Source organism: Halorubrum sp. CSM-61, from assembly GCF_003781945.1.
Lineage (GTDB): Archaea > Halobacteriota > Halobacteria > Halobacteriales > Haloferacaceae > Halorubrum.
On record NZ_RJJW01000001.1, the window covers coordinates 460,967 to 480,523 of the forward strand.

Consider the following 19,557-nt stretch of genomic DNA (forward strand, 5'->3'; position numbering starts at 1 on the left):
GTGCCGACAACTACACGAGTTCCAGTTTTCAAGGTGTTAGCGAAACCCTACGCGTTCCCCGTCTGGTGATTTTGGAAGGTGTTAGCGAAACCCTACACGGAATCAGTCGCTCGCCGTCGCCGCCTGATCGGGTGTTCTGGAGGTGATAGGTTCTTGCTCTGGCTCGCGTCCGATCGTCGCGACGGTCGCTCGGGGCTCGGGGTCGCCCCCGATCCCCAGCGGGTCGTCACCGACGAACGCGCAGGCCGCGTTGAGGAGCGCGCGCCACTCCGGCCGAGCGTCGGCGACGCGTCGGAGTTGGGTGCGATCGAACGTCCCGTAGGTCGCGCCGATGACGGGGTGGTCCGGATCGCCGAGCGCTCCCGTCGGTTCGAGCGCGACAGCCGCCTCGTACACGGCGCCGCGCAGCGACTCTTCCCGGCCGTCGGCGTCGGCAACGCGGTCGCGGTAGCTCGCCTCATCGTCCCGCACGGCGTAAAACGGCAGGGCGTCTGGCCGCTCGCCGGGCGTGTCGGCGTTGAAGTCGGCCTCGCGGTACGTCAGACAGACGACCCACCCGGATTCAGTCTCGCGGATCAGGTCGAACGCGGCCAGCTCGTCGCGGTGCGAGCGCTTGTCGCCGTGGCCCGCGAACGTCCCGGTCGCGACGCCGGCGCGATCGCAGAGCTCGCGTTGCGAGAGCGGGCGGTCGGTCGACAGGAGTGTGTGGATGATCGCCGATTTCGTGCCTTTCGACCCGCGCTCCGGGATGATCCGGGACTTCGGCAGCGTCGAGAGCGCGTACTTCAAGTCGTCGACGCGGACGTGCCGGCCGTCCTCGGAGGACTTGAAGAACAGCGCCTTCGACACGTCGTGGATCGAGCCCGTGAACGCCTGCATGACGCTCACTGCCTGTCGAGTTGTCCGCATCGAGCGCAGGCTCAGGATACGCGTCGTCGCCGTGGCGACCCGCTCGCGAGTGAACGCCGCCTCGATCGGCATGTCGACGACGAAGTCCGCGTAGTGTTCCGACTCCGTCTGCATCGGGAGGCCAAACTCGCCGGGGTGTTCGAGCGCGTACTCGATATCCCCGGTGAGATCGGTCGCGCCGTACCCCTGAATCGACCACTGCCCGATATGCGTCCCGGTCGGGTCCGCAGCGTCGACCGTCGGCGCCTCGCGGATCGCTTCGCGTTTCTCCTCGCGGGGCTCGAACTGGACGCGTGACTGCGTGTATTCGCCCATCTTCGAGGCGATCGTCGCCATCCGAACGAGACACTGCTGGAGGTCCTTTCGGCCGCCCGCCTTCATGTCGCTCGTCACTCGGCCGGGCAGCCGGAGGATTCGCGTCACGTCAACGTCGAGGAGGTCGTAGATGCCCGTCGCCGTCCCGATCAGGCCGTGCGCGAGCTTCATCGTCTCGCTCCGGAGGTCGCGCTGTTCCTCGCTGAACTCGCCGTGCTCGATGTTCGCCGTCAGCGTTTTCAGGTCCTCGATGCCGCCCTCCAGCGCCTCGACGTAGTCTTCCCCGGTGTAGGACTGTTTCAGGTAGCCGAGACACCGCTTGTCGCGAAGCTCTGCCTTCACGCCATTCAACAGCGCGTCGAGGTCGCCCGCCTTCCCGTCCAGCCGGTCGGGAGTAAGCACCTGCTTGAACGCGAGGGGGCTCAGTAACGCCCTTGCGACGGACACCGTGTACTGGAGCGGCCCGTGCCAATCGGCGCCGACGACCAGCTCGTCACGGTCCTCGTTGTAGGAGTAGATCGGCGAGCGGTTGTCCTCCTGGCGGGCGACCGTCCACTCTTCAAAGGCGGCGTTGTTCACACCTCCGAGGGGCACATCATCCACACCCACACCGCCATTCGGCGCCGACGCCACGGCGGCGTGATGCTCCCAGCGATCGAGGGTTTCGACCGGTGCGAACCCACTGCTGTGGGATCGACCGCCTGATTCGGCGGACTGATCGGTGGCGGCAGCCTCCGCGGCCGCCGGGCGGTCGCCGTCGGCGGTGCCGTCGGTGCCGTCGCGGGGCTGGTCCGGGTCGGGGTCTCCCCCCTCCCGGCCTTGCTCGTCGTTACACGGATCAACTTTGCTTTGAAGGGTTTCGCTAACACCCTCGCTCTCGAAGTCTCCGAGTCCCGATTGCAGGCCGATATCGTCTTCGAGCGCGTCCAACGCGGCGGTTCCGGCTGGGGTGGCGATCGCGTACTTGTCGTTCTGCGGGCCTTCGGTGAACACGAGGTCGGCCTCGGTGAGCGTGGAGAGACACTGGCTCAGACGGGACCGCCCGAAGTCGAGCCGCGAGTCTGACCGAAGCGCCGCGTACCGTGCCGAGTCGCTCCGTCCCTCGCAGATCACGCGCAGGACGTTCCACGCGGAATCGGTGTAGTCGATCGTCGAGAGGGCGTCGGCGACCACGTCGTCGCCGTCGACAACCCCTGCTGCTTCACGCAGGCGTGCGGCGGCACTCTCAATAACACCTGCCGGCAGTAGCTCGCGGTGTTCCTGCATGAGTCGCGTCTGGACGAGCCCGCTCGCGACGAGTCGCACGTCACACCCGCGCGCCAGTTCGGTGACGTATTCGAGCAGCGTCTCGCGCGTCTCGCGGCGGACGGTGTCGGTGTCGAACAGGTCGGACGAAAGCGACACGACGACGGTCGGCGTCACGTCGGCCGCCCGGAGGAGCGCCATCGGCCCGGCGTAGATATCCTCGAAACCCGTCCGAACACCGAGATACGTGTTACTCCCGAGTTGCGCGAGGAGCTTCCGGACGCGGTACCGGTTCCCCCCAGCGAGTCCGTCGATCAGCTCCTCGGCGAACGCGCCGCCGACCGACGCGTCCATGTTCGGATCGCGGATCGCATCGAGACGCTCAGCGAAGGCCACGCGATCGCCGTCCACGTCGGCAGCCAGCTCCTCGGCGGCCGCAAAGAGCGCGTCCTGGAGCGGTTCGTCGACGCCGAACAGCGCGTCGTGGAGCGCACTCGCGCTCATGGGCTCGCGGACAACGGTGCCGATCGTCTCGGTCGACGACGCGAAGCGCAGACTCCCCGAATCGGGGACGATCGCGTCCGAACCGTCCTCCTCGGCGGAGAACGTCACTGCACACCTCCGTATGTGCTGTTAACGACAGGATACCCCGGCGATACCGCCGGTTTCCGGTAACAAGATTTATGAACGCGCGGCGAAAAGTCGCTACTGGGTGCCACCGCAGACCACCTCCGTTAGTGGGGTTGGCCTGTCAACACGCACGACCTTGAGCCTCTGACTGGGGTTCATGTAAGGGGGTTGTGCTCCGGCATACCACGACTCCAGCCCTAAACTGGAGTCTTTCTGCGAGAGACCGCATGTCTCCACAGACGCGGGACCGGCCCGCGCGTTAATTCGATCGTAATACTGCTTATTACGAGGATTCGCCGCACCGTACTTAGTTCCAGCGGGCGCAACGAAACTGGAAGTCTCCGAGTCGAACCGCCCGTCGATCTCAGCCTGAAAGCGTGCTGAGTCACTGAAAAGCCCCACACGGGGCGAAACGTCGTTGCAGGGGGTTGTGCCGAAAACTCGGCAGGTGTCACCCGCAGGCACACCCTGTTGTGGCCGTGCCCGCGATCGGTTTCTCGACCGCGGTCCCTGTTCGCGGCGGAAGGTCGCCACCCCCCGGCCTAGAGCCGGATGCTCGCCCGCGGAGTCGAACCGCGCCGCACCACTGCGAGTTATGACGCCCGTAACCCCGACGCCGGCAGGGGATTCTGCACCCGTGGCTCCTCCGTGGATGCCGGGCGAAGGGGCGTGAGGGTGCATCTCCATTTACCACTACTATCACCCTACTATTTAGTTGCTACGACGCGATTTATTTCTATGAAGCGATTAATACCAGACACATGATATTATTTATCGCCGGTTCAATTCGCAGGCAGTGGCTGGCAGAAAACGCACGGTCTCGGACGAAGCGATCCTGCGTGAGTTTCTTCTGTCATCCGATCCGGTGCAAACGACGACGGAGCTTGTCGAACCGCTCGACATGACGCGACAGGGGGTTCACTCGCGCCTGCAAACGCTACAGGAACAGGGATACCTCGACAGCAAGGAGGTCGGATCGAAAGCGCGCGTCTGGTGGATTACTGATGACGGACACGCGTACGTCGATCAAGCTCGCTCAGAACAGGATTAGTCGCCGCTCCACCAAACGACAGCCTTCGCGCCGACCTTCGTCCGCTCGATCTCGTCATTCTCGACCAGCTCCGTCAGTCGATCGTGGGCGTACTGCCGAGTGATACCGAGTCCTTCGGCGACGTTCGTTGTTGTGACGAACGGCTTTCGGTTGCGTTCAAGAAACTCTCGGACCTCGCTATCGACCGATTTCGGATACGATTCAGTCATACTATCGTCTATACTGGATAGTCCGTTGCTACGTAGCAAAAAACTTTTGTTGTCACAACGCATACACAGAGATAGACAGACCCGGCTCTCAGAGCGACTCCTTCGCTCTGGAAAACCCGCGTGCATGAACACGCGAGTCGGGTCTGAAACCAAGCAAACCCATGTCAACAACGCAAACCAGTAGCCAAGAAAGTATCGACGCCATCCCACGGCGCGCGTACCGGCTCGGGGTCGACGGCGACGGACACGAACACTACCACCGACCGGGCTCGCCGCACCGCGTGTGGGTCGTCGAGAACGGCGAGGTCATCCACGACCAGGGGCTCGGCAACGAGCGCATCACGGCGTGGATCGACCACGTCGACGAGCACTACGGGTGGCGCGAGCGCGAACAGGTCGAACAGCCGGCGGGCGAGGCGCTCGTCGAGACGATTGTCGCGGGGCTGGAGTCGTGACCTGTACGATACTCGCTCGCGAACGCACGCGTGAGGCCGCGACCGAGTCCTCTCGCGTCCCGATCGTCACGAGCGCCGACGTACTCCCGCCGAGCGAAGACCGCGATCACTGGACGCTGGAGGTCGTCGTCGAGGCCGCGGCCGTCCCGGCGACCGTCCTCGACGCGCTCGCGACTGCCGAGCTGTCCGTGCGAGATATCTCGCCACAAGGTGAGGCGCGAATCGTGGAGGCGGTCGCGTAATGCGTCCGACCAGTTCCACTTTCGCTCCGGGTATGGCTCACTCCCTTATCCCGCACCCTCGATCCAGAGTGTATGTCCACGCAAGAACGGACGTTCGAGGTGCTGAAAGACCCGACCGGCGAGAAGACCGAGGACGTGACGGTCTCGATCGAGTCACACCCCGATTACAACCGCGTCGTCCACGCAGTGTGCGAGGAGACGCGCCGCGAGGCGAGAATCGGGATCGAAGGGACGAAGGCCGAACCCGAGGCGGTCGCGCTGTACGGCGAGGTGCCCGAATGGGTCGAACCGATCCTCCGGAGTATCGGGATCCGAGAGATCCGCTAACCCTGCGAGCCCGAAGCTATACATATCACGACGTTGAACGACAAGCCGAACACGGGAAACCGTCCCCGGTGACCACGATGAGCCACAACCCCCTTACACAGACGCGACAGCGGCACAGTACCAACGGTATCGATAGCGGTACCGATACCGATACCGAACACGATACCGATAGCGATACCACCGCCAGAATCAGCGCGAGCGAGGTGCTGGCGTAATGTCCGCAGGTACGATGGCTTCCGACAGTAAGATCACCCAGAACGGTGATATGGGGCTGTCAGTGTTCGGCACGGGAGTCACTGATTACGATTACGCGGCGGCGATCGAACGCGGACAGCGGCCGTGGCGTGATCGTGGCGTACTGGCGTATCTCCGGATCGAGAAGGGCATGTCTTTTCGACAGATCGCTCAGGAAGCCTTCGAGGGCGAAATTAGCTCAGAGGGTGTTCGGCAGGCAGCGATAAGGAACGGTATCGAAGACGAGCGCAAGAGTAACCCCGAAAACCTCAGTCCACGCGAGCTGGCGCTCCGGTACTCGGAGGAGGACGACTCGGAGATGCCCGAGGGCGACGACTCGCACAAGAAGTACACGCTCCGGGGAAGCGATAGATAAATCGCGAGCCGTCGGCGAGAGAGACACGCACACGATTGCCGCGCAATTGCGACTCAGGTCGGAGGGTGGCTCCCTCACGTCCCGGTTCGATTCCGGGCCGACCCCTGCGGCTGCGGCACAACCCCCCATGACGACGACACGACTGCGCGCCTTCGGGCGCACGACAGCAGCGGTATCGAGTAGCAACCACACGCGGACGGAGCCTGACCGATGAGCGGCGCCGAGACGGTCTCGGCGGACGCCACGGAGACCGAGGCGGGCTTCAAGGCGATCGGCGAACAGCAGTACTTCGCCGACTTCTTCGAGCAGTTCGACCCGCTCGCGGACGAGATGAAGCTCCACCTCGACGACGGTGGGCTCTTCGGGATCGTCGTCGACCCGGCGTCCGTCGGCATGTGCCGGGACAGCCTCGATCGCGAGGCGCTCGAACACTACTCGGCGACGGGCGGCGTGATCGGGCTCAACATCTCACGTATCCTCGATATTCTCGGGATGGGGAACAGCGAGGACCTCGTGGAACTGGAGCTGGATACCGAGACGCGGAAACTCCACATTCAGGTCGACGGGCTCTCGTACACGCTCGCGCTGATCGACCCGGACTCGATCCGCAAGGAACCCGAGATTCCGGACGACCTCGATCTGCCGGCGACGATGACGGTCGACTTCGCGGACCTCAAACGCGGGATCACCGCCGCGGACATGGTAAGCGACCACATTCGGTTCCGGACGGGCTTGAGCGAGGAGGGGAAACTCGCGGTCTACATCGAGGCCGAGGGCGACACCGACGACGTGGATCTGGAGCTGACCCACGAGAAACTGGTCGCCATCGACGCCGAGCCCGGCGACGGTGACTCGCTGTTCTCGCTCGACTACCTCAAGGATATCAAGAAGCCGATTCCGAAGGACGCCGAGGTCCGGATCGAACTGGGCGAAGAGCACCCGATCAAGTTCCACTACGGACACACGGAGATGGGCGAGGACGGCGAATTGGCGGGTGACTGCACAATCCTCCTCGCACCCCGTATTCAGAGTGACTGACAATGTCGGAGACCCAAACTGACGACGACGGGATCCCGGAGGAGGTCGACGACGCGTTCCTCGCGAAACTGGAGGCCGTCGCGAACGCCGAACAGCGCGTCGCCGAACTGACGGCGGAACTGGAGCGCGTGGATATCGGTCTCGACGACGAAGACACGCGGCGCCTGTTGTGGGCGCACCTCACCGGCTGGTCGCTGTCGGATATCTCCGAAGCGTTCGAGGCCGTCGACGACCTCCAGCGTCGCGACTCCCGAGACCTCACCGTCCGCCTGCTCGCGCAACTCTCGAACAACTCGCGCGAGGACGTTCGCGACTTCCTCGACGAGTGCGACCGGCTCGAACGGAAGTACGGCACGGAGGACCAATGAGCGCCGAACAGGCGACGCTCCACGTCGACGCCGACCACGGACTGTGGGTGCCGCCCGAGGTCCGCGAGTTCGACAAGCAGATCGTGTTCCGAACGCCGCGATCGACGCTCCAGCACTTCGGATCCGGCCCGCTCGATCCCTACTACGGGATGATCACTGCGGACTCGTTCGGCGACACCGAGGACCTGCACGATCCGAAGAATCCCGAGCTCGCACCGAATCAGGTCTCGATCATGAAGCAGGGCGAAGAGGCGATCGTGTTCGAGGTGGAGTGCGTGATAGACGACCCCGGAAATCGGAGGGCGCTCTGATGGACCACGCGAGTCGGATGGAAGCGCAGTTGCGAATGGTCGATAACGACACAGAAGACGACGACAGCGAGAACGACGAAGACGACGACTCGGAAGACGCCGACACGGAGGGCGACGGTGAATGACCGACTCGGACAGCGCCGAGAACGAGACGGTGAAGGCGTGCCCGTACTGCGACAGCGCGTCGATCGTCACGAACAGCGCCGGCGGCGGACGGACGTACAACCCCGACGCCGACCAGTATCGGTGTGCGGACTGCCAACAGACGTTCGACGAGCCGAACGAGCGAGAATCAGGCGGTGATCCCGGTTTTAGGACGGACTCGCTCGCGTCAAAACTCGATGCGGCGCATCCGGACGACCTTGTGACTGACGGCGGGGTGGAGCGACGCCGCCGGATCGCGATCCGGGGGAACCCGATTCGGTTCGACACACCGACGCCGTACGAGGGCTGGTTTGAGAACCTCCCCTCGACGTTCGACCTCGACGGCGGCTTCACGAAGACCGCCCGCGGCGGTGCGGGCTTCGTCATGCTGGACCCGGAACGTGAGCCACTGGATCAACCGGCGACCGGTCACCGACCGGGCCTCTGTTTCGACGTGGAGAGTACGGAGATGCGCGACGCCTGCCACGAGGCGATCGCCGCCCACCTCGATACTGAGCCTGCCGTGCATGAGGTGCGCCACCAGAAGAGCGGGTATCACACCGACCTCGTGTACTGCGAGCTCGACAAAGACGGCGTGGCCGCTCGGCGAGAGATGACGACCGGCACCGATCCGCTGCACGACCCGCTCCAGCGATTCAAGGTGTGGTGGTACGTGAACGAGTACGGGCCGAAGGGCCGGCAGGAGGTCGTCGAAAACGGGAAGTACTCAGATGACGCGACGAATCGCAAACACGTCGAATGGCTGCTCGAACACGGCTATCTCGCGACGACCGCGACGGGCATGGTGTCGGCGGTGACGCCACCCTCGATCGGGACCTTCCACGCCGTCGAACTGAAACTTCGCAATTGGGAGACGGCGCTCGAACAGGCGGCGCGAGCCCGCCGGTGCGACGTTGACACCGATATGTACCGGTCCATGCGTCCGGGGTTCTACGACCGATACGGATACGCCGATTACGCGTGGGTCGCGCTCGACGCCGGCGCGATCGAGCCCGCGCTGGAGAATCTCGACCGGTTCCGAGAGGCGGGCGTCGGTCTCATCGCAATCGCCGAGGGAGGCGCGGTGATCGAACACCTGGACGCCGAGTACCGTCCCCGGCGCCGATACACTCGTGATCGGGCGTGGGTCGAAAGCGAGGTGTGGGCCCGTCTAGACGACGACCGAACCGAGGCGGAGACAGGAACGGGCTCCAGCGAGACGGTCCCGAACCAGCAACGCCTCGACGCGCTCGGAGGGACGGATGACTGAGGTTCGCGGCCTTCGCGACGCCTACGACGAGCTGGCCTACGAACAGGTCGCGTGCTCGCCGTCGCTCTCGGTCCCGACCGCAACGCCGGCACGGTTCGCGTACGCCGACTCGCCGGGCGTGACTGACGCCGATGCGATCGCCGACCGGCTCGCGGACTCGCCGATCGCGTTCCTCGACGTACTCGCGACGAACGGCGAGTCGTGGTACGAGTTCCACGTCTCCAGCGCGGCGTACGATGACGAGCATGGAGGCGACTGCAAAGTCACGATCACGACCGCCGGCGTGACCGTCGTCCGGACGCACCGCGACCTGTCGCGCGAGGCGTTCGAGCGCGTCGTCGAGGCGATCGCCAACGCCGTCGACGCGCCGCTGCGGTTCGACAAGACTGACGAACAGAGACACGGCCATGACTGACCGCGCCCCGGCCAAATCTGTACGCTGGAACGGGCTTTGACAACGATACCGACGACTGACACACTATGGTCTCCAAAGACAAAATCGAGGCGGACGGCCTCACGACCGAGGACGTACTGGACGTTGAAACCGCGCAGCCGCAGACCGAGGTTCGGATCCTTCCGGAGTGGGAAGAGCACCCCGAGGAGCGCCCCGGCGAGAACCTCCGGATCGAAGAGAACACGCTGCTGTACGACCGCGACGGCTTCGAGGTCGCGATCGAGAGCTACGAGACGACGCACTGGCGCGTCGAGCTTTCGATCCCGAAGGAGGTCGGGAAGTGGTACCCGCGGCCGCTCGATCTCAAGTGCCTGTCCGTCCCGGAGTACGGGTTCGTCGAGTCGGTCGAAACCTCCGACAGCTACGAGACAATCGGCGCGACGCTGATCATTCAGGAGAACTTTCAGCCGACCTTCGAGGTTCGAGAGGTCATTGAGCACCTGCTGGAGAACGCTGAGGCGAGCGAGGAGTTTACCGAGGAGCTCGACGAGAAACTCGAAGCCGCTCGCGAGAACGAACGCGAGCTGAAAGAACAGAAGATTCCGGGGTGGGACGGAGAGGCCTTCACCTGCCCACACTGCAAGGAGGATGCAACGCACGCTGCCGTCGACGACGACCCGGACGACCCGGACGTGAAGTGTATCCACTGCGGCGAGTCGATCGCCGAGTGGGTCGACCTCCCCACGGAGTAAGTGCATGGCTCAGTCTACCGGCACACCCCCGACCCCCGACACGCCCACCGAGGCGACGAACCCCGACGACGCGACCGTTCGCGATCGCGTGTGGGATGCGACGCTCTGTCTCCTCGCGGTTCGCCCGATCCCGTTTCAGGCGTGGCGCGTCCGGCGCCGGGCCGGACTCGGCGCCTCTCACGATCGGACGATCCGACGGACGCTCACCGTCATGGCCGAGGCGGGTTGGCTCGAACACGAACCGAACAGTAAGTGGTGGCACCCCGGCCCGAAGGCCGACGAGCGCCTCACCGGCGAGTGATAGCGCCCCACGTTACTATACGATAGTAACGAATAGAAAGCCCGGATGTACGGTTCTATCTACTTCTACTGGACGGTACCGATATCGATACCGAAAGCGATACCGTGGTTGTCACCCCGTAGCTTTTAGCCGGTGTGTACTGTTCACACAGATAGACGGAGCAACACGATTCCGTCGCTCGACTATGCACGGCACAACCCCCTACGCAGACGCAGTCGTACAGCCACCGATCGACGCCGGCAGCGAGGTTGCGGCATGAGCGCAACCCGCTCACCGCCGCAGTTGGAGCACCTCACGCGTCTCGACGCCCACATGGACACGGCGGACCTCCTACCCGTGGCTCGCCTGCTGGCGTACCTCACGGACGAAGTGACACTCCGGTTCACCGACGACGGCCTGCGCGTCAAGACGGTCTCGGACTCGAACGTCATCGGCCTCGACGCGACGGTCCCCGTCGAATACGACACCGACACCGAGCCGGTCACGTTCAAGGTCGAGACCGAGCAGTTCCTCGACGCCGTCTCGTTCATCAACGACCCGGACTCGATCAAGTTCCAGATCCGACGGGATGACCCAGAGATATCGGTCTCGGCGGGTTCGCGACTCCAGTTCGTCGACGCGCTCGAACCCGACGATCCCGAGACGATCAGCCCGCACCCGGACGTGGAGTACGCGACGACCGCTCAAGTCGACGCTCACGAGCTGAAACGCGCGGTCGCAACGGTGTTCGGGAGCGGTGATGGCGCCGTGTACGTCACGCTCACCGACGACACGTTGTGGGCGACGGTCCCGGACGTGGAGGCGGTCGGGACAGCAACACTCGACATGGTGGAGGGTCCACACTCGTACACCCGCCTTTCGGACGACCTGTTCGGGGGCATACTCCAGTGCATCCACCCGGACGAGACGCTCCGAGTGAGCACGCGCGACGAGTACCCGTTTCACGTCGCGGCGGAACACTTCGCCGTCACGATCGTCCCGCGGCAGTTCCCCGAGGACGACTACGACCCGATCGAAGCGGAGGGGCCGGTCGATGCGTAGCGCCTCGGAACTTCGCCGCCGCGACCGCCTCAAAGTCATCGACGAAGACGGCGACGAACGCGAGGTGTTCGGCTGGGCGACGGTCCGGCGTACGTCGACCGTTCGCGGCAGCAACCCGACGGTCGCCCATGACGAAACAAGCATCCACGCTGGTGACGCGATCGGGCTCGATCCAGACGCCGTCACCCACTGGCTGGCCGAGGAGATAGAACACGAGTTCGGCGTCGACGTTCGCGACCACGATATCGACGTGATCGACCCGACGAGCGAGGAGGTGGACGTGCTGTGAGCACCGATTCCGGCGCCGGCAACCGTCCGGCCATGTACGCGCTCCGGGACGGCCTGATGAAGAACGGCATCTCCCTCGTGGACCTCCGCCGGTCGCAGGGTGATCCGCACGTCGTGTTCGAGAAGTCGACCGACGCCGAGACGGACGCCGACAGCGAGCACCTCCAGCAGCTCGTCACGATCGCGCTCGTGTTCGCGAGCCACGCCGGGACGGTCGACCGCCTCGCGACGGTGACGGCTGTCGACCCGGACTCCGGGGAGGTCGCCGGGCGGCTGTACGTCAACCGGCGCGTCATCGATGAGTACCGGCGCGACGAGATTTCGAAGCAGGCGTACGCGCAGGAGGTCGCCTCGACGTATCGCGATCGCTCGATCGAGGCATGACGGCGTACGCGCCCGACTTCTTCACGGTCATCGTCGTGGGCGCCCTCGGGTTCGTCTACCTCTACGAGCGCTTCGTCGCCGACGACGAGCCCGAGGAGGGGACGGTCGAACATGCCGAGCATCTCTGGGAGACCGACCAGATACCGCTGGCCGAGTACGAGCGTCGGGTCGAACGGGCGGTCGACGATCGCCACCAGCAGATCCTCACGGTCGCCCAATCGATCAACGATGTCGGCCCGAAGACCGCCCGAGCGCTCGCCGTCGAGTTCGAGTCACTCGACGAGCTGCACCGCGCCGACCGCGAGCGTATCGAAGATATCCACGGCATCGGGCCGTCGACGGCCGATGCGATCGAAGAGTACCTCGAACGATGAGTCACCGATACACCCATTTCCTGATCGACGTACCGATCGCCGGCGACCCGGACCTGATCGCACAGGCCGACGACACGCACCTCCTCGACCACGCGGCGGACACGCTTGTCGAGACGGCCGGCGAGACGGCCGCCGGGTGGTTCGAGCCCGACGGCGTAACGGACGGGACAGCGACGTTCCGGCTGCGCATCGGAACGAGTCACGCCGGCGAGCCCACGGACACGGAGGCGATCCATGCGGCGCTGCGCGTCCTTCGAGAGCATACTGCCGACGCGCCTCTCGACGCCGGCGCGCTCCAGTACGACCACGCTACCCCGACCGGCCCGCTCGGCGAGTCTGCCGCTCCCGGGCCAGAGCCCGAGAACACGGGCGGTATCGATACCGATACCGAAACCGATACCGAACGGGATACCGCCGAACCGGCCGGTAGCAACCCGGCCAAAGAGCCCGAACCCGACACCGATGACCGGAAGTACGGCATCGAGCGCGACGGCGCCGCCGACGGTCGACAGGGGCTCCTCGCGAGCGCCATGCGGGGGAACGGATGAGTGTCGCTGCCACGCCGAGGCGAGTCCGAGTGTGGCGCGTCGTCCCGGAGGTCGTCCACCCCAGTGCCGAAGTCGACGTGTCGGGGATCGAGCCGGAGACCGGGCTTACCCAGCGCGCCGCTCGCGAACTGGCAGACGAGCGCAACCGGGCGGGCGTCCCGCGACCGACCGTCCAGTGGTCCGCCGAGCCGACCGAGAAGATCGTCTCCCGGAACGCGTTATAGGCCGCAGTCCGCGAGTGAATACCCCCGCACCACCTGAACACTTTTCGGCCACACCGCCCGATAGTCTGTATGGAAAGCAGCGAATTTCAGGAGCAGGTCAGTGAGGAGTGTGACTTACCGGAGGGGTGGCAGGTGGCCCCGTACGCCGACTTTGGGTTTGAGGTGTCATCGTTCGACGGCGAGACTGATACTCCACGAGCATTGGCCGTTACGTCCAGCGAGTCAGTCGTAGAAATCGACATTCGCCACCGAGACATGCCGGGGCGGATTGAGGCCATGAAGATGAGTCGAGGTGAGACGCCGGAAAAACCGTATCTGGAAGCCCCCTCGACAGTTGGCGTGCTTCAGTACCACGATGACGACGTTGCACACGCAGTCGCCGCCATCAACGCACTCGCTGATCGCGACGTGTTAGACGAACTCGTAGAGAAACGGGACTTTGTCCAACACGATGAACGTATGAGCGTACTTGAAGCAGTCGAGGAAGTAGCGGGAATCGATCCGACAACGGTCACCTCAACCACAGACTCGATTTAGTCCGCAACCTCGCCGAGCATCTGGACTCTCCTTTACAACCAACCCGCTGCTGCGTCTTCCGCAAGCCCACGGGCGACTGACCCATCTTCTATCGGACCCGTCTCCGCTTCAACAACCACGTCCAGCGTGCCGTCATCGTCGAGGACGGCCACGCCGACGCCCGCCGACTGGAACAGCGCAGCGCTCGCCTGCGCGTCCTCTCGACACGCCTCAGTCGTTACGACGTACTGCTGGTCGGTGAACGGGCGCGTCCGGCCGACCGACACGCGCGCCTGTTTCACATCGTCGAGTGCGAACGCAACGGCGATCGTCTCGACCGGCCGCGGCACCTCGACGGCCGTCAGTAGCCCGCCGTCGGTCACGTCGATCCAGCCGTCGTCGATCAGCTCGTCGACGAGCGCTTCGTCCTCCAACTGCTCGTCCGCGGGACTCACGTCGAGGAGGTCACCGAGCGGCCGACCGTCCTCGCGAGCGACCCACTCGTAGATCGCACGTCGGTCGCCCGTCGGTGGCTCGTCGATACCGAGCTCCTCCCGCTTCGCCTGCGCGTCCGGGTCCGGTCGCGCGACCAGCGCGTCGATCGTGTGGCCGCCGCGGGCGACCTCCTCGAACACGTTGCCCTCGAAGTGCTCACCGAGGGCCTGCATCCCAGCGATCCGAAGGTCGGTCTCGCGCTCGAACGCCGTCATGCGTCACCTCCGTCGTCGTCGACGAACGCACACAACGCGCCATCCTGCTGGACCCACCGTAACCGCACGCTGCCCGCGTCGCGGAGCTGTTGTTCGACGCCGAGCACGCCCGCGATCGACGCGGCGTTGAACTGCCGCTGGGAGTCGCCCGGCCCGGCGAGATTCACGGCGACGCTGTTCCGCACCTCCTCGGCCGGGGCGTCGGTCGGCGACATGACCATGACCGGCCGCCCGTCGGCGCAGTCCATCGTCACTGCGGCGCGATCGTACTCCGTCCCGAGCCCCAACCCTTCGCCGGGAACGGTCGGGATCGAGCCCGTCACCTGCGCGTACTCGTCATCGCCACGCTCGACGCGGCTGAGCGAGGTGCTGTAGGGCCGCTCGCCGGCCGCCCGGAACAGGTCGACCGGGTGGGCGGGCTCCCACTCAGGGACGGTCGCGTGGATCGTCACGTCGTCGTCGGGGCCACACCGGACTTCGTCGGCGTCGGGCCACTCCACGCCGAGGCCGACGAGCCCCCACGTCTCCGCGAGGAAGCGCGGCGGGCGGAGTTCTGTCTGGCCGGTCGATTCCACCACGACGGCCGACATGGTCCGCACGGAGTCGTCGTCGACGCCGTCGCCGAACACGATATCGAGGCCGAGCCCGTCGGCGTCGGTGTCACACCGGACGCGAAACTCCGTCCGGCGGTCGTCGCGCTCGAAGATACTGATCGCCGTTGCGAGTTTTTTCGGGAGCGTCACCCGGACGGTCCCGTTCGTCTGTCTAATCGAGGTCATGGAGAGTGCGTGTAGCATCGTTGTGGTCACCTGCGCTTTCGCGTGTCTCGGCGTACTCCAGCCGCAGGTATAATAGTTACTATGCAAAACAAGCGTACAGACGAAACGAGGGGTGTCGAACGTTACTATATTGTAGTAACATCAGCTGAGCGCGGATCGCGTTCGAGCACGGTCTCCCGCAGGTGACCTACGAGGTGCGCGACCAGATTCGGAGGCACGGCGTTCGCCGCCTGTCGGTACTGTTCGACGCGAGTGCCGGCGAAGGTCACCATGTCGGGGAACGTCTGGAGACGGGCGACCTCGCGAACGGTCAGCCGTCGCACGTCGTCGACGGGCTCGGACGGCGTCGAGGGCGAGCGCCCGACGTGCGACACCGGTGCAGTACCGTCTGAGACAGTCATGGTCGGCGCGGGCTCCTCCGGGTGCAACCGCCGGCTCGTCGTGCGCTCACCGCTGTACCCGAGCGGCCATTCGGCGTACTTCTCGCGCGTCTCGGCAGCGTGATCGGGTGCGACGTGGTTCGGCGGGATCGCGACGATCGTCCCGCCGACCTCTCGATGCCCGGCGACGGTATGCGGGTCGACGCGGTGGCGCCCCCACTCGCCGGCGCCGGGCTGGACCGTCTCGATCGTCTCGTGAATCGGATCGTCAGCCGGCGGCATCGACGCGATCGGCGCGGGCAGCTCGTTGAGGGCGTCGCCCGCAGTGTCGTACCCCGGCAACGCGGTCCCGGTGAGCGTCCGGGTCGGCGCCGGCGCCGTCACCACGGGCGGTTCCCACTGGTCGGGCGTCGGGAGGTCCTCGCGAACAGCGACGAGAAACACCCGCTCACGAGCCTGCGGGACGTTGTAGTCGGCAGCGTCCAACCGGACGGTCGCCACGGTGTAGCCGTCGCCGGCGTCCGCGAGCGCGTCCACGAGCGCACTGTGGGTCGGCCCGTGGAGGTCCTGTAGGCCGACGACGTTCTCGACGACCACAAGCTTCGGAGTGACCGCGTCCGCCCATTCGGGCACGCAAAAGGCGAGCTGGTTGCGTGGGTCGTCTTCGATACTTCCGCCGGACGACGAGTACCCCTGACACGGCGGCCCAGCGAACAGTAGTTCGAGGTCGTCCGGAACGCGCTCAGGACGCACGTCGGTCGCGTCGCCGAACTGCGCGATATCCGTTCCCTCGGTGTGGTTCACCTGATACGCATACGACGCGACCGGATCGGTCTCCCACGCCGCCCGCACGTCGAACCCGGCGGCGACGAGCCCGATCGTCGCGCCGCCGATCCCCGAGAACATATCGACCACCGTCGGGCCATCCTCCGGGAGTGAGAGCGCCGGCATCAGCACCACCCACCGATTTCGGCCTGTTCGGTCGTCTCCTCGACGGCCGAACCCCCGGTGTCATCGTCGATGATCCCGGCCTCGATGGCTGCCTCGACCCGGTCGGCGTGCGATTTCCGGACGGAATGGCCGGACGGGCGCTCACACTTCGTCCCGGCGCCGGCGCCGCAGTGCGGACACGCCACGCCTCGGGCGTCGCGATCGCGCTGACTCGCCCCGCCGCGCTCGTTGCGGTCGTTCGTGTCGGCAATCTCCTCGATCTGCTCCCGAAAGCGAGTTCGACGCTGGCCATTCACGCCCTCGAACCCGTCCGGCGAGTCCCACGCCGTCGTCTCGTACCACCCGTCGGCCGCCGCTTCCAGTGTGAGCCACTGCGCCGGCGACGGGTCCCGCGCGTAGATGTTCACGAGGTGATCCGTAATCGGGTGCGGCGACTCGTCGGCGTCATCGACCGACTCCGGGCCGCACCCGCAGGCGACGATAAACCCGCCGTCGCCGGTCTTCATGATCCGAACGTCGGCACCGGGCACGTCGTGGTCGGCGTCGCCGACGTGGCAGTCGTAGGTGAGGACGCGATCGGTCATTCTTAGCCCTCGAAAGCGTCGAGTCCCGATTGTCCGGGAACCATGCCCTCAGCCTCGATCCCGTGTTGATCGCGAGCCCACTCCCGAGTCTGTTTGAGCGCAACCTCCAGCCCGCACTCGTCGGGAAGAGTAAGCAAGGGTTCGCGCTCGCTGGAATCCGCCCGCGTCCACGGTGCCCGCTCGACAGTCGCCGCCCCACTTCCGTCCCAGACGTGGAGATACAGATAGTCGTACTCGCCGACCGGCCCGGCGCCACCACCGAACAGCGACGAGCGCTCCGGGGCGCCCCGGCGCCGGTAGTAGATCGTCTGGTCGCGCTCCGCGATCTCGTACAATTCGAGCACGTACCCCGCGGGCGGGGTGAACACCGCCTCGGTCACGCGCGGATGGGACCACTCGCCCGGCGCGTGATGACGCATCCAACCGAGCGCGCGGTCGCACATGGCCGCCGTGGCAGCTCGGTCTTCCGGGGTCGCATCCTCGTGGTTCAACCCCTCGACCGTTGCAGAGCGCTCCTCGACGGTGACCGTCCGCTGGATGCCAGACACGCGGGCGTCTCCGATCGCGAGCCGGGTGCGGCTGGTCGAGCACCAGACACCGACGAACGCGGACCCGTCGTCGGCCATCCAGACGTGACCGTTGATCCCGGACTCCGGGTCGTGCGACCAGCCGTTCACGCCCGCGGGAAGCTCGTAGTCGTCGGGGAGGGGCGGCTTCGAGCCCATTCACGCCCACCCCGAGAGCGACGCTTGGCGATTCAGTTCGTCCGTACGCCGCCGTTCATACGCGTCTCGGGCGTCAGACTCCACGTCGATCGCGAGAACATCCGGGTCCTCGTACAGCATCTCGGCGGCGATCGCCGTCGGCGCGGTCCCCGCACACGGAACGAGAATCCGATCGTCGCTCGCCGTCGCTTCGCGGACCCACGTCTTGTACGGCGAGAGTGGTTTCACTGTCCCCCAACCGTACTGTTCGTGCTGGCGGTCGGCGACGGAGTACGACGACAACCCCGGACACGACGCCGGCGACGCCATGACGACCGAGTAGCCGCCAGAGGAGCCATACTGGCCGGGTGTCGAACAATCGGGCGTCCCATCCGCCGACAGCAGCGTGACGCCACCAGAGCGAGCGCACCCGGAATCGAGACGGTCGCATAACCACTCGAACAGTTGGGGGAACAGCCACGAGTCGGTATCGGCGACAAGGATCCCGTCCGGGCGAAGCACCCGGATGCACTCGGCCACGATATCTGTGACGACGAACTCGTGCTTATCGGGCTCGAAATGGTCGTCCTCCCGCGAGAACGGATGCGTCGGATACTCGACGCCGAAGGCGTTGCCACGCTTCGGTCGCGCCCACGCGTCGTCGAGGTGGATAAACGCGACTGAGTCATCAGGCTCCGATCGGATCTCCTCGTACGCGTCGGCGACGCGATACTCGACGACCATCAGGACCACCCCTCGATCGACGCCTGTTCGGCACCACGCTCCGGCTCGATCGGCTCCGTCTCCTCGGTCGCCTCTTCAAGCCGGTCGAGGTAGTGCCAGTACTGGTTCTGGAACACGTTTGTCGTATCTGCCGAGTCGAACCCCTGCCGGTAGGCCCACACGAGCCCGTCTTCGCCGCCGGGACACCCGACGTGCGTCCGGAGGTCGTGCTCGTCGGCGAGTCGAACAATCTCGGACGCGTGCGCTCGCTTCCAGCGGGTCGTCCCGCCGACGAACACGCCTTGACAGCCCTCGATAGCCTCAAACTGTTCGGCGACCGGCAGCCCCGGCTGGAGCACCCAGTAGCGCATACACTGGCCGGAGCCGACGCCCATCGAGCGGTCGTAGAGCCACTCCTGATGCCGCTGGATCGTTGCCTCGGCGGCGCCGTACACGTCCGGGAGGACGAGAAAGTCGGGGCTCCGCGGCATCTCGATCAGCGCGCGCTCCACGGTCTCGACCCACGCCTCCGGATCGAAGTGATCCGTGAACGCACCATTGTCCAGAAAGTACGGATCCTGATGCGGCGTCATCTTCGCGGGCGTCCACCCGTAGCCGTGCGAGTGTGAGGGCGCGTGTCGCCGCGCTCGCTTGAGATTCTCCGGGCTCGCGCCGGTGTAGTAGAGCCGCACTACACCCACCCGCTGGTCGACGGCTGTTCGATAACGTCCGAGCTGCGATACTGGAGCGGGCATAGGGGGTTGTGCATCGGTGGTCACC

The 19,557-nt window shown here is 65.5% G+C and carries 28 protein-coding genes; 19 read left to right on the plus strand and 9 right to left on the minus strand.

The features are described from left to right. Window positions 1-102: 102 nt before the first annotated feature. Both EDM04_RS02365 and EDM04_RS02375 read right to left on the minus strand, forming a co-directional pair. The gene (locus EDM04_RS02365; RefSeq protein ID WP_123619557.1) at window positions 103-3,081 is read right to left on the minus strand and encodes a hypothetical protein; all 2,979 of its coding nucleotides are present in this window, start codon (window positions 3,079-3,081) and stop codon (window positions 103-105) included. Window positions 3,082-4,146: 1,065 nt separating this feature from the next. Beyond that, the gene (locus EDM04_RS02375; RefSeq protein WP_123619559.1) at window positions 4,147-4,359 is read right to left on the minus strand and encodes a transcriptional regulator; all 213 of its coding nucleotides are present in this window, start codon (window positions 4,357-4,359) and stop codon (window positions 4,147-4,149) included. A gap of 161 nt (window positions 4,360-4,520) precedes the next feature. On the opposite strand from EDM04_RS02375, the gene EDM04_RS02380 reads away from it, so the two are divergent. The 19 genes from EDM04_RS02380 (at window position 4,521) to EDM04_RS02465 (ending at window position 13,967) form a co-directional block, all read left to right on the plus strand. Beyond that, a complete protein-coding gene (locus EDM04_RS02380; protein ID WP_123619560.1) occupies window positions 4,521-4,814 on the plus strand; it encodes a hypothetical protein in 294 nt (97 codons plus the stop codon). Continuing rightward, window positions 4,811-5,056 (plus strand): hypothetical protein, encoded by a 246-nt coding sequence (locus EDM04_RS02385; protein ID WP_123619561.1) that lies wholly within the window; start codon window positions 4,811-4,813, stop codon window positions 5,054-5,056. Before EDM04_RS02380 ends, EDM04_RS02385 begins: the two co-directional genes overlap by 4 nt. A gap of 72 nt (window positions 5,057-5,128) precedes the next feature. Then, a complete protein-coding gene (locus EDM04_RS02390) occupies window positions 5,129-5,383 on the plus strand; it encodes a hypothetical protein (protein ID WP_123619562.1) in 255 nt (84 codons plus the stop codon). A gap of 214 nt (window positions 5,384-5,597) precedes the next feature. Next, window positions 5,598-5,993, plus strand: coding sequence for a hypothetical protein (locus tag EDM04_RS02395; protein WP_123619563.1), 396 nt, complete (start codon window positions 5,598-5,600; stop codon window positions 5,991-5,993). A gap of 210 nt (window positions 5,994-6,203) precedes the next feature. Beyond that, window positions 6,204-7,031 carry a DNA polymerase sliding clamp gene (locus tag EDM04_RS02400; RefSeq protein ID WP_241154840.1) on the plus strand — a complete coding sequence of 276 codons (828 nt, stop codon included), beginning with the start codon at window positions 6,204-6,206 and terminating at the stop codon, window positions 7,029-7,031. A 2-nt stretch (window positions 7,032-7,033) separates the two neighbouring features. Beyond that, entirely contained in the window at window positions 7,034-7,399 is a 366-nt protein-coding gene (locus tag EDM04_RS02405) for a hypothetical protein (protein ID WP_123619564.1), read from the plus strand. Continuing rightward, window positions 7,396-7,710: a hypothetical protein gene (locus EDM04_RS02410; RefSeq protein ID WP_123619565.1), complete on the plus strand. Its 315-nt coding sequence runs from the start codon at window positions 7,396-7,398 to the stop codon at window positions 7,708-7,710. Before EDM04_RS02405 ends, EDM04_RS02410 begins: the two co-directional genes overlap by 4 nt. Beyond that, window positions 7,710-7,835, plus strand: a complete 126-nt coding sequence (locus EDM04_RS18915; RefSeq protein ID WP_277424135.1) for a hypothetical protein — start codon at window positions 7,710-7,712, stop codon at window positions 7,833-7,835. Before EDM04_RS02410 ends, EDM04_RS18915 begins: the two co-directional genes overlap by 1 nt. Continuing rightward, a complete protein-coding gene (locus tag EDM04_RS02415; protein ID WP_123619566.1) occupies window positions 7,832-9,124 on the plus strand; it encodes a hypothetical protein in 1,293 nt (430 codons plus the stop codon). Before EDM04_RS18915 ends, EDM04_RS02415 begins: the two co-directional genes overlap by 4 nt. Next, window positions 9,117-9,539 (plus strand): hypothetical protein, encoded by a 423-nt coding sequence (locus EDM04_RS02420; RefSeq protein ID WP_123619567.1) that lies wholly within the window; start codon window positions 9,117-9,119, stop codon window positions 9,537-9,539. Before EDM04_RS02415 ends, EDM04_RS02420 begins: the two co-directional genes overlap by 8 nt. Window positions 9,540-9,604: 65 nt before the next feature. Beyond that, window positions 9,605-10,270 (plus strand): hypothetical protein, encoded by a 666-nt coding sequence (locus tag EDM04_RS02425; RefSeq protein WP_123619568.1) that lies wholly within the window; start codon window positions 9,605-9,607, stop codon window positions 10,268-10,270. Window positions 10,271-10,274: 4 nt separating this feature from the next. Continuing rightward, entirely contained in the window at window positions 10,275-10,571 is a 297-nt protein-coding gene (locus tag EDM04_RS02430; protein ID WP_123619569.1) for a hypothetical protein, read from the plus strand. Window positions 10,572-10,826: 255 nt separating this feature from the next. Then, the gene (locus tag EDM04_RS02435) at window positions 10,827-11,612 is read left to right on the plus strand and encodes a hypothetical protein (protein ID WP_123619570.1); all 786 of its coding nucleotides are present in this window, start codon (window positions 10,827-10,829) and stop codon (window positions 11,610-11,612) included. Continuing rightward, a complete protein-coding gene (locus tag EDM04_RS02440) occupies window positions 11,605-11,901 on the plus strand; it encodes a hypothetical protein (RefSeq protein ID WP_123619571.1) in 297 nt (98 codons plus the stop codon). The genes EDM04_RS02435 and EDM04_RS02440 overlap by 8 nt, the downstream gene beginning before the upstream one ends. Further along, window positions 11,898-12,284, plus strand: coding sequence for a hypothetical protein (locus tag EDM04_RS02445; RefSeq protein WP_123619572.1), 387 nt, complete (start codon window positions 11,898-11,900; stop codon window positions 12,282-12,284). Before EDM04_RS02440 ends, EDM04_RS02445 begins: the two co-directional genes overlap by 4 nt. Further along, complete coding sequence (locus EDM04_RS02450) at window positions 12,281-12,658, plus strand: helix-hairpin-helix domain-containing protein (protein WP_123619573.1); 378 nt, start codon at window positions 12,281-12,283, stop codon at window positions 12,656-12,658. The genes EDM04_RS02445 and EDM04_RS02450 overlap by 4 nt, the downstream gene beginning before the upstream one ends. Beyond that, window positions 12,655-13,206, plus strand: coding sequence for a hypothetical protein (locus EDM04_RS02455; protein ID WP_123619574.1), 552 nt, complete (start codon window positions 12,655-12,657; stop codon window positions 13,204-13,206). Before EDM04_RS02450 ends, EDM04_RS02455 begins: the two co-directional genes overlap by 4 nt. A 29-nt stretch (window positions 13,207-13,235) precedes the next feature. Then, window positions 13,236-13,430, plus strand: a complete 195-nt coding sequence (locus tag EDM04_RS02460; RefSeq protein ID WP_123619575.1) for a hypothetical protein — start codon at window positions 13,236-13,238, stop codon at window positions 13,428-13,430. Window positions 13,431-13,499: 69 nt separating this feature from the next. Further along, entirely contained in the window at window positions 13,500-13,967 is a 468-nt protein-coding gene (locus EDM04_RS02465; protein WP_123619576.1) for a hypothetical protein, read from the plus strand. A gap of 32 nt (window positions 13,968-13,999) precedes the next feature. Here EDM04_RS02465 and EDM04_RS02470 read toward each other — a convergent pair whose 3' ends face one another. The 7 genes from EDM04_RS02470 to EDM04_RS02500 form a co-directional block, all read right to left on the minus strand. Continuing rightward, window positions 14,000-14,656: a hypothetical protein gene (locus EDM04_RS02470; protein WP_123619577.1), complete on the minus strand. Its 657-nt coding sequence runs from the start codon at window positions 14,654-14,656 to the stop codon at window positions 14,000-14,002. Next, entirely contained in the window at window positions 14,653-15,453 is an 801-nt protein-coding gene (locus EDM04_RS02475) for a hypothetical protein (RefSeq protein ID WP_123619578.1), read from the minus strand. The genes EDM04_RS02470 and EDM04_RS02475 overlap by 4 nt, the downstream gene beginning before the upstream one ends. Before the next feature lie 107 nt (window positions 15,454-15,560). Beyond that, on the minus strand, window positions 15,561-16,766 hold the full coding sequence (locus EDM04_RS02480) for a DNA cytosine methyltransferase (protein WP_123619579.1): 1,206 nt from the start codon (window positions 16,764-16,766) through the stop codon (window positions 15,561-15,563). Next, the gene (locus EDM04_RS02485; protein ID WP_123619580.1) at window positions 16,766-17,350 is read right to left on the minus strand and encodes a hypothetical protein; all 585 of its coding nucleotides are present in this window, start codon (window positions 17,348-17,350) and stop codon (window positions 16,766-16,768) included. The genes EDM04_RS02480 and EDM04_RS02485 overlap by 1 nt, the downstream gene beginning before the upstream one ends. Window positions 17,351-17,352: 2 nt before the next feature. Continuing rightward, on the minus strand, window positions 17,353-18,075 hold the full coding sequence (locus EDM04_RS02490; protein ID WP_123619581.1) for a hypothetical protein: 723 nt from the start codon (window positions 18,073-18,075) through the stop codon (window positions 17,353-17,355). Beyond that, complete coding sequence (locus tag EDM04_RS02495) at window positions 18,076-18,798, minus strand: hypothetical protein (RefSeq protein ID WP_123619582.1); 723 nt, start codon at window positions 18,796-18,798, stop codon at window positions 18,076-18,078. Then, window positions 18,798-19,469, minus strand: coding sequence for a hypothetical protein (locus EDM04_RS02500; RefSeq protein WP_123619583.1), 672 nt, complete (start codon window positions 19,467-19,469; stop codon window positions 18,798-18,800). The genes EDM04_RS02495 and EDM04_RS02500 overlap by 1 nt, the downstream gene beginning before the upstream one ends. Window positions 19,470-19,557: the final 88 nt, after the last annotated feature.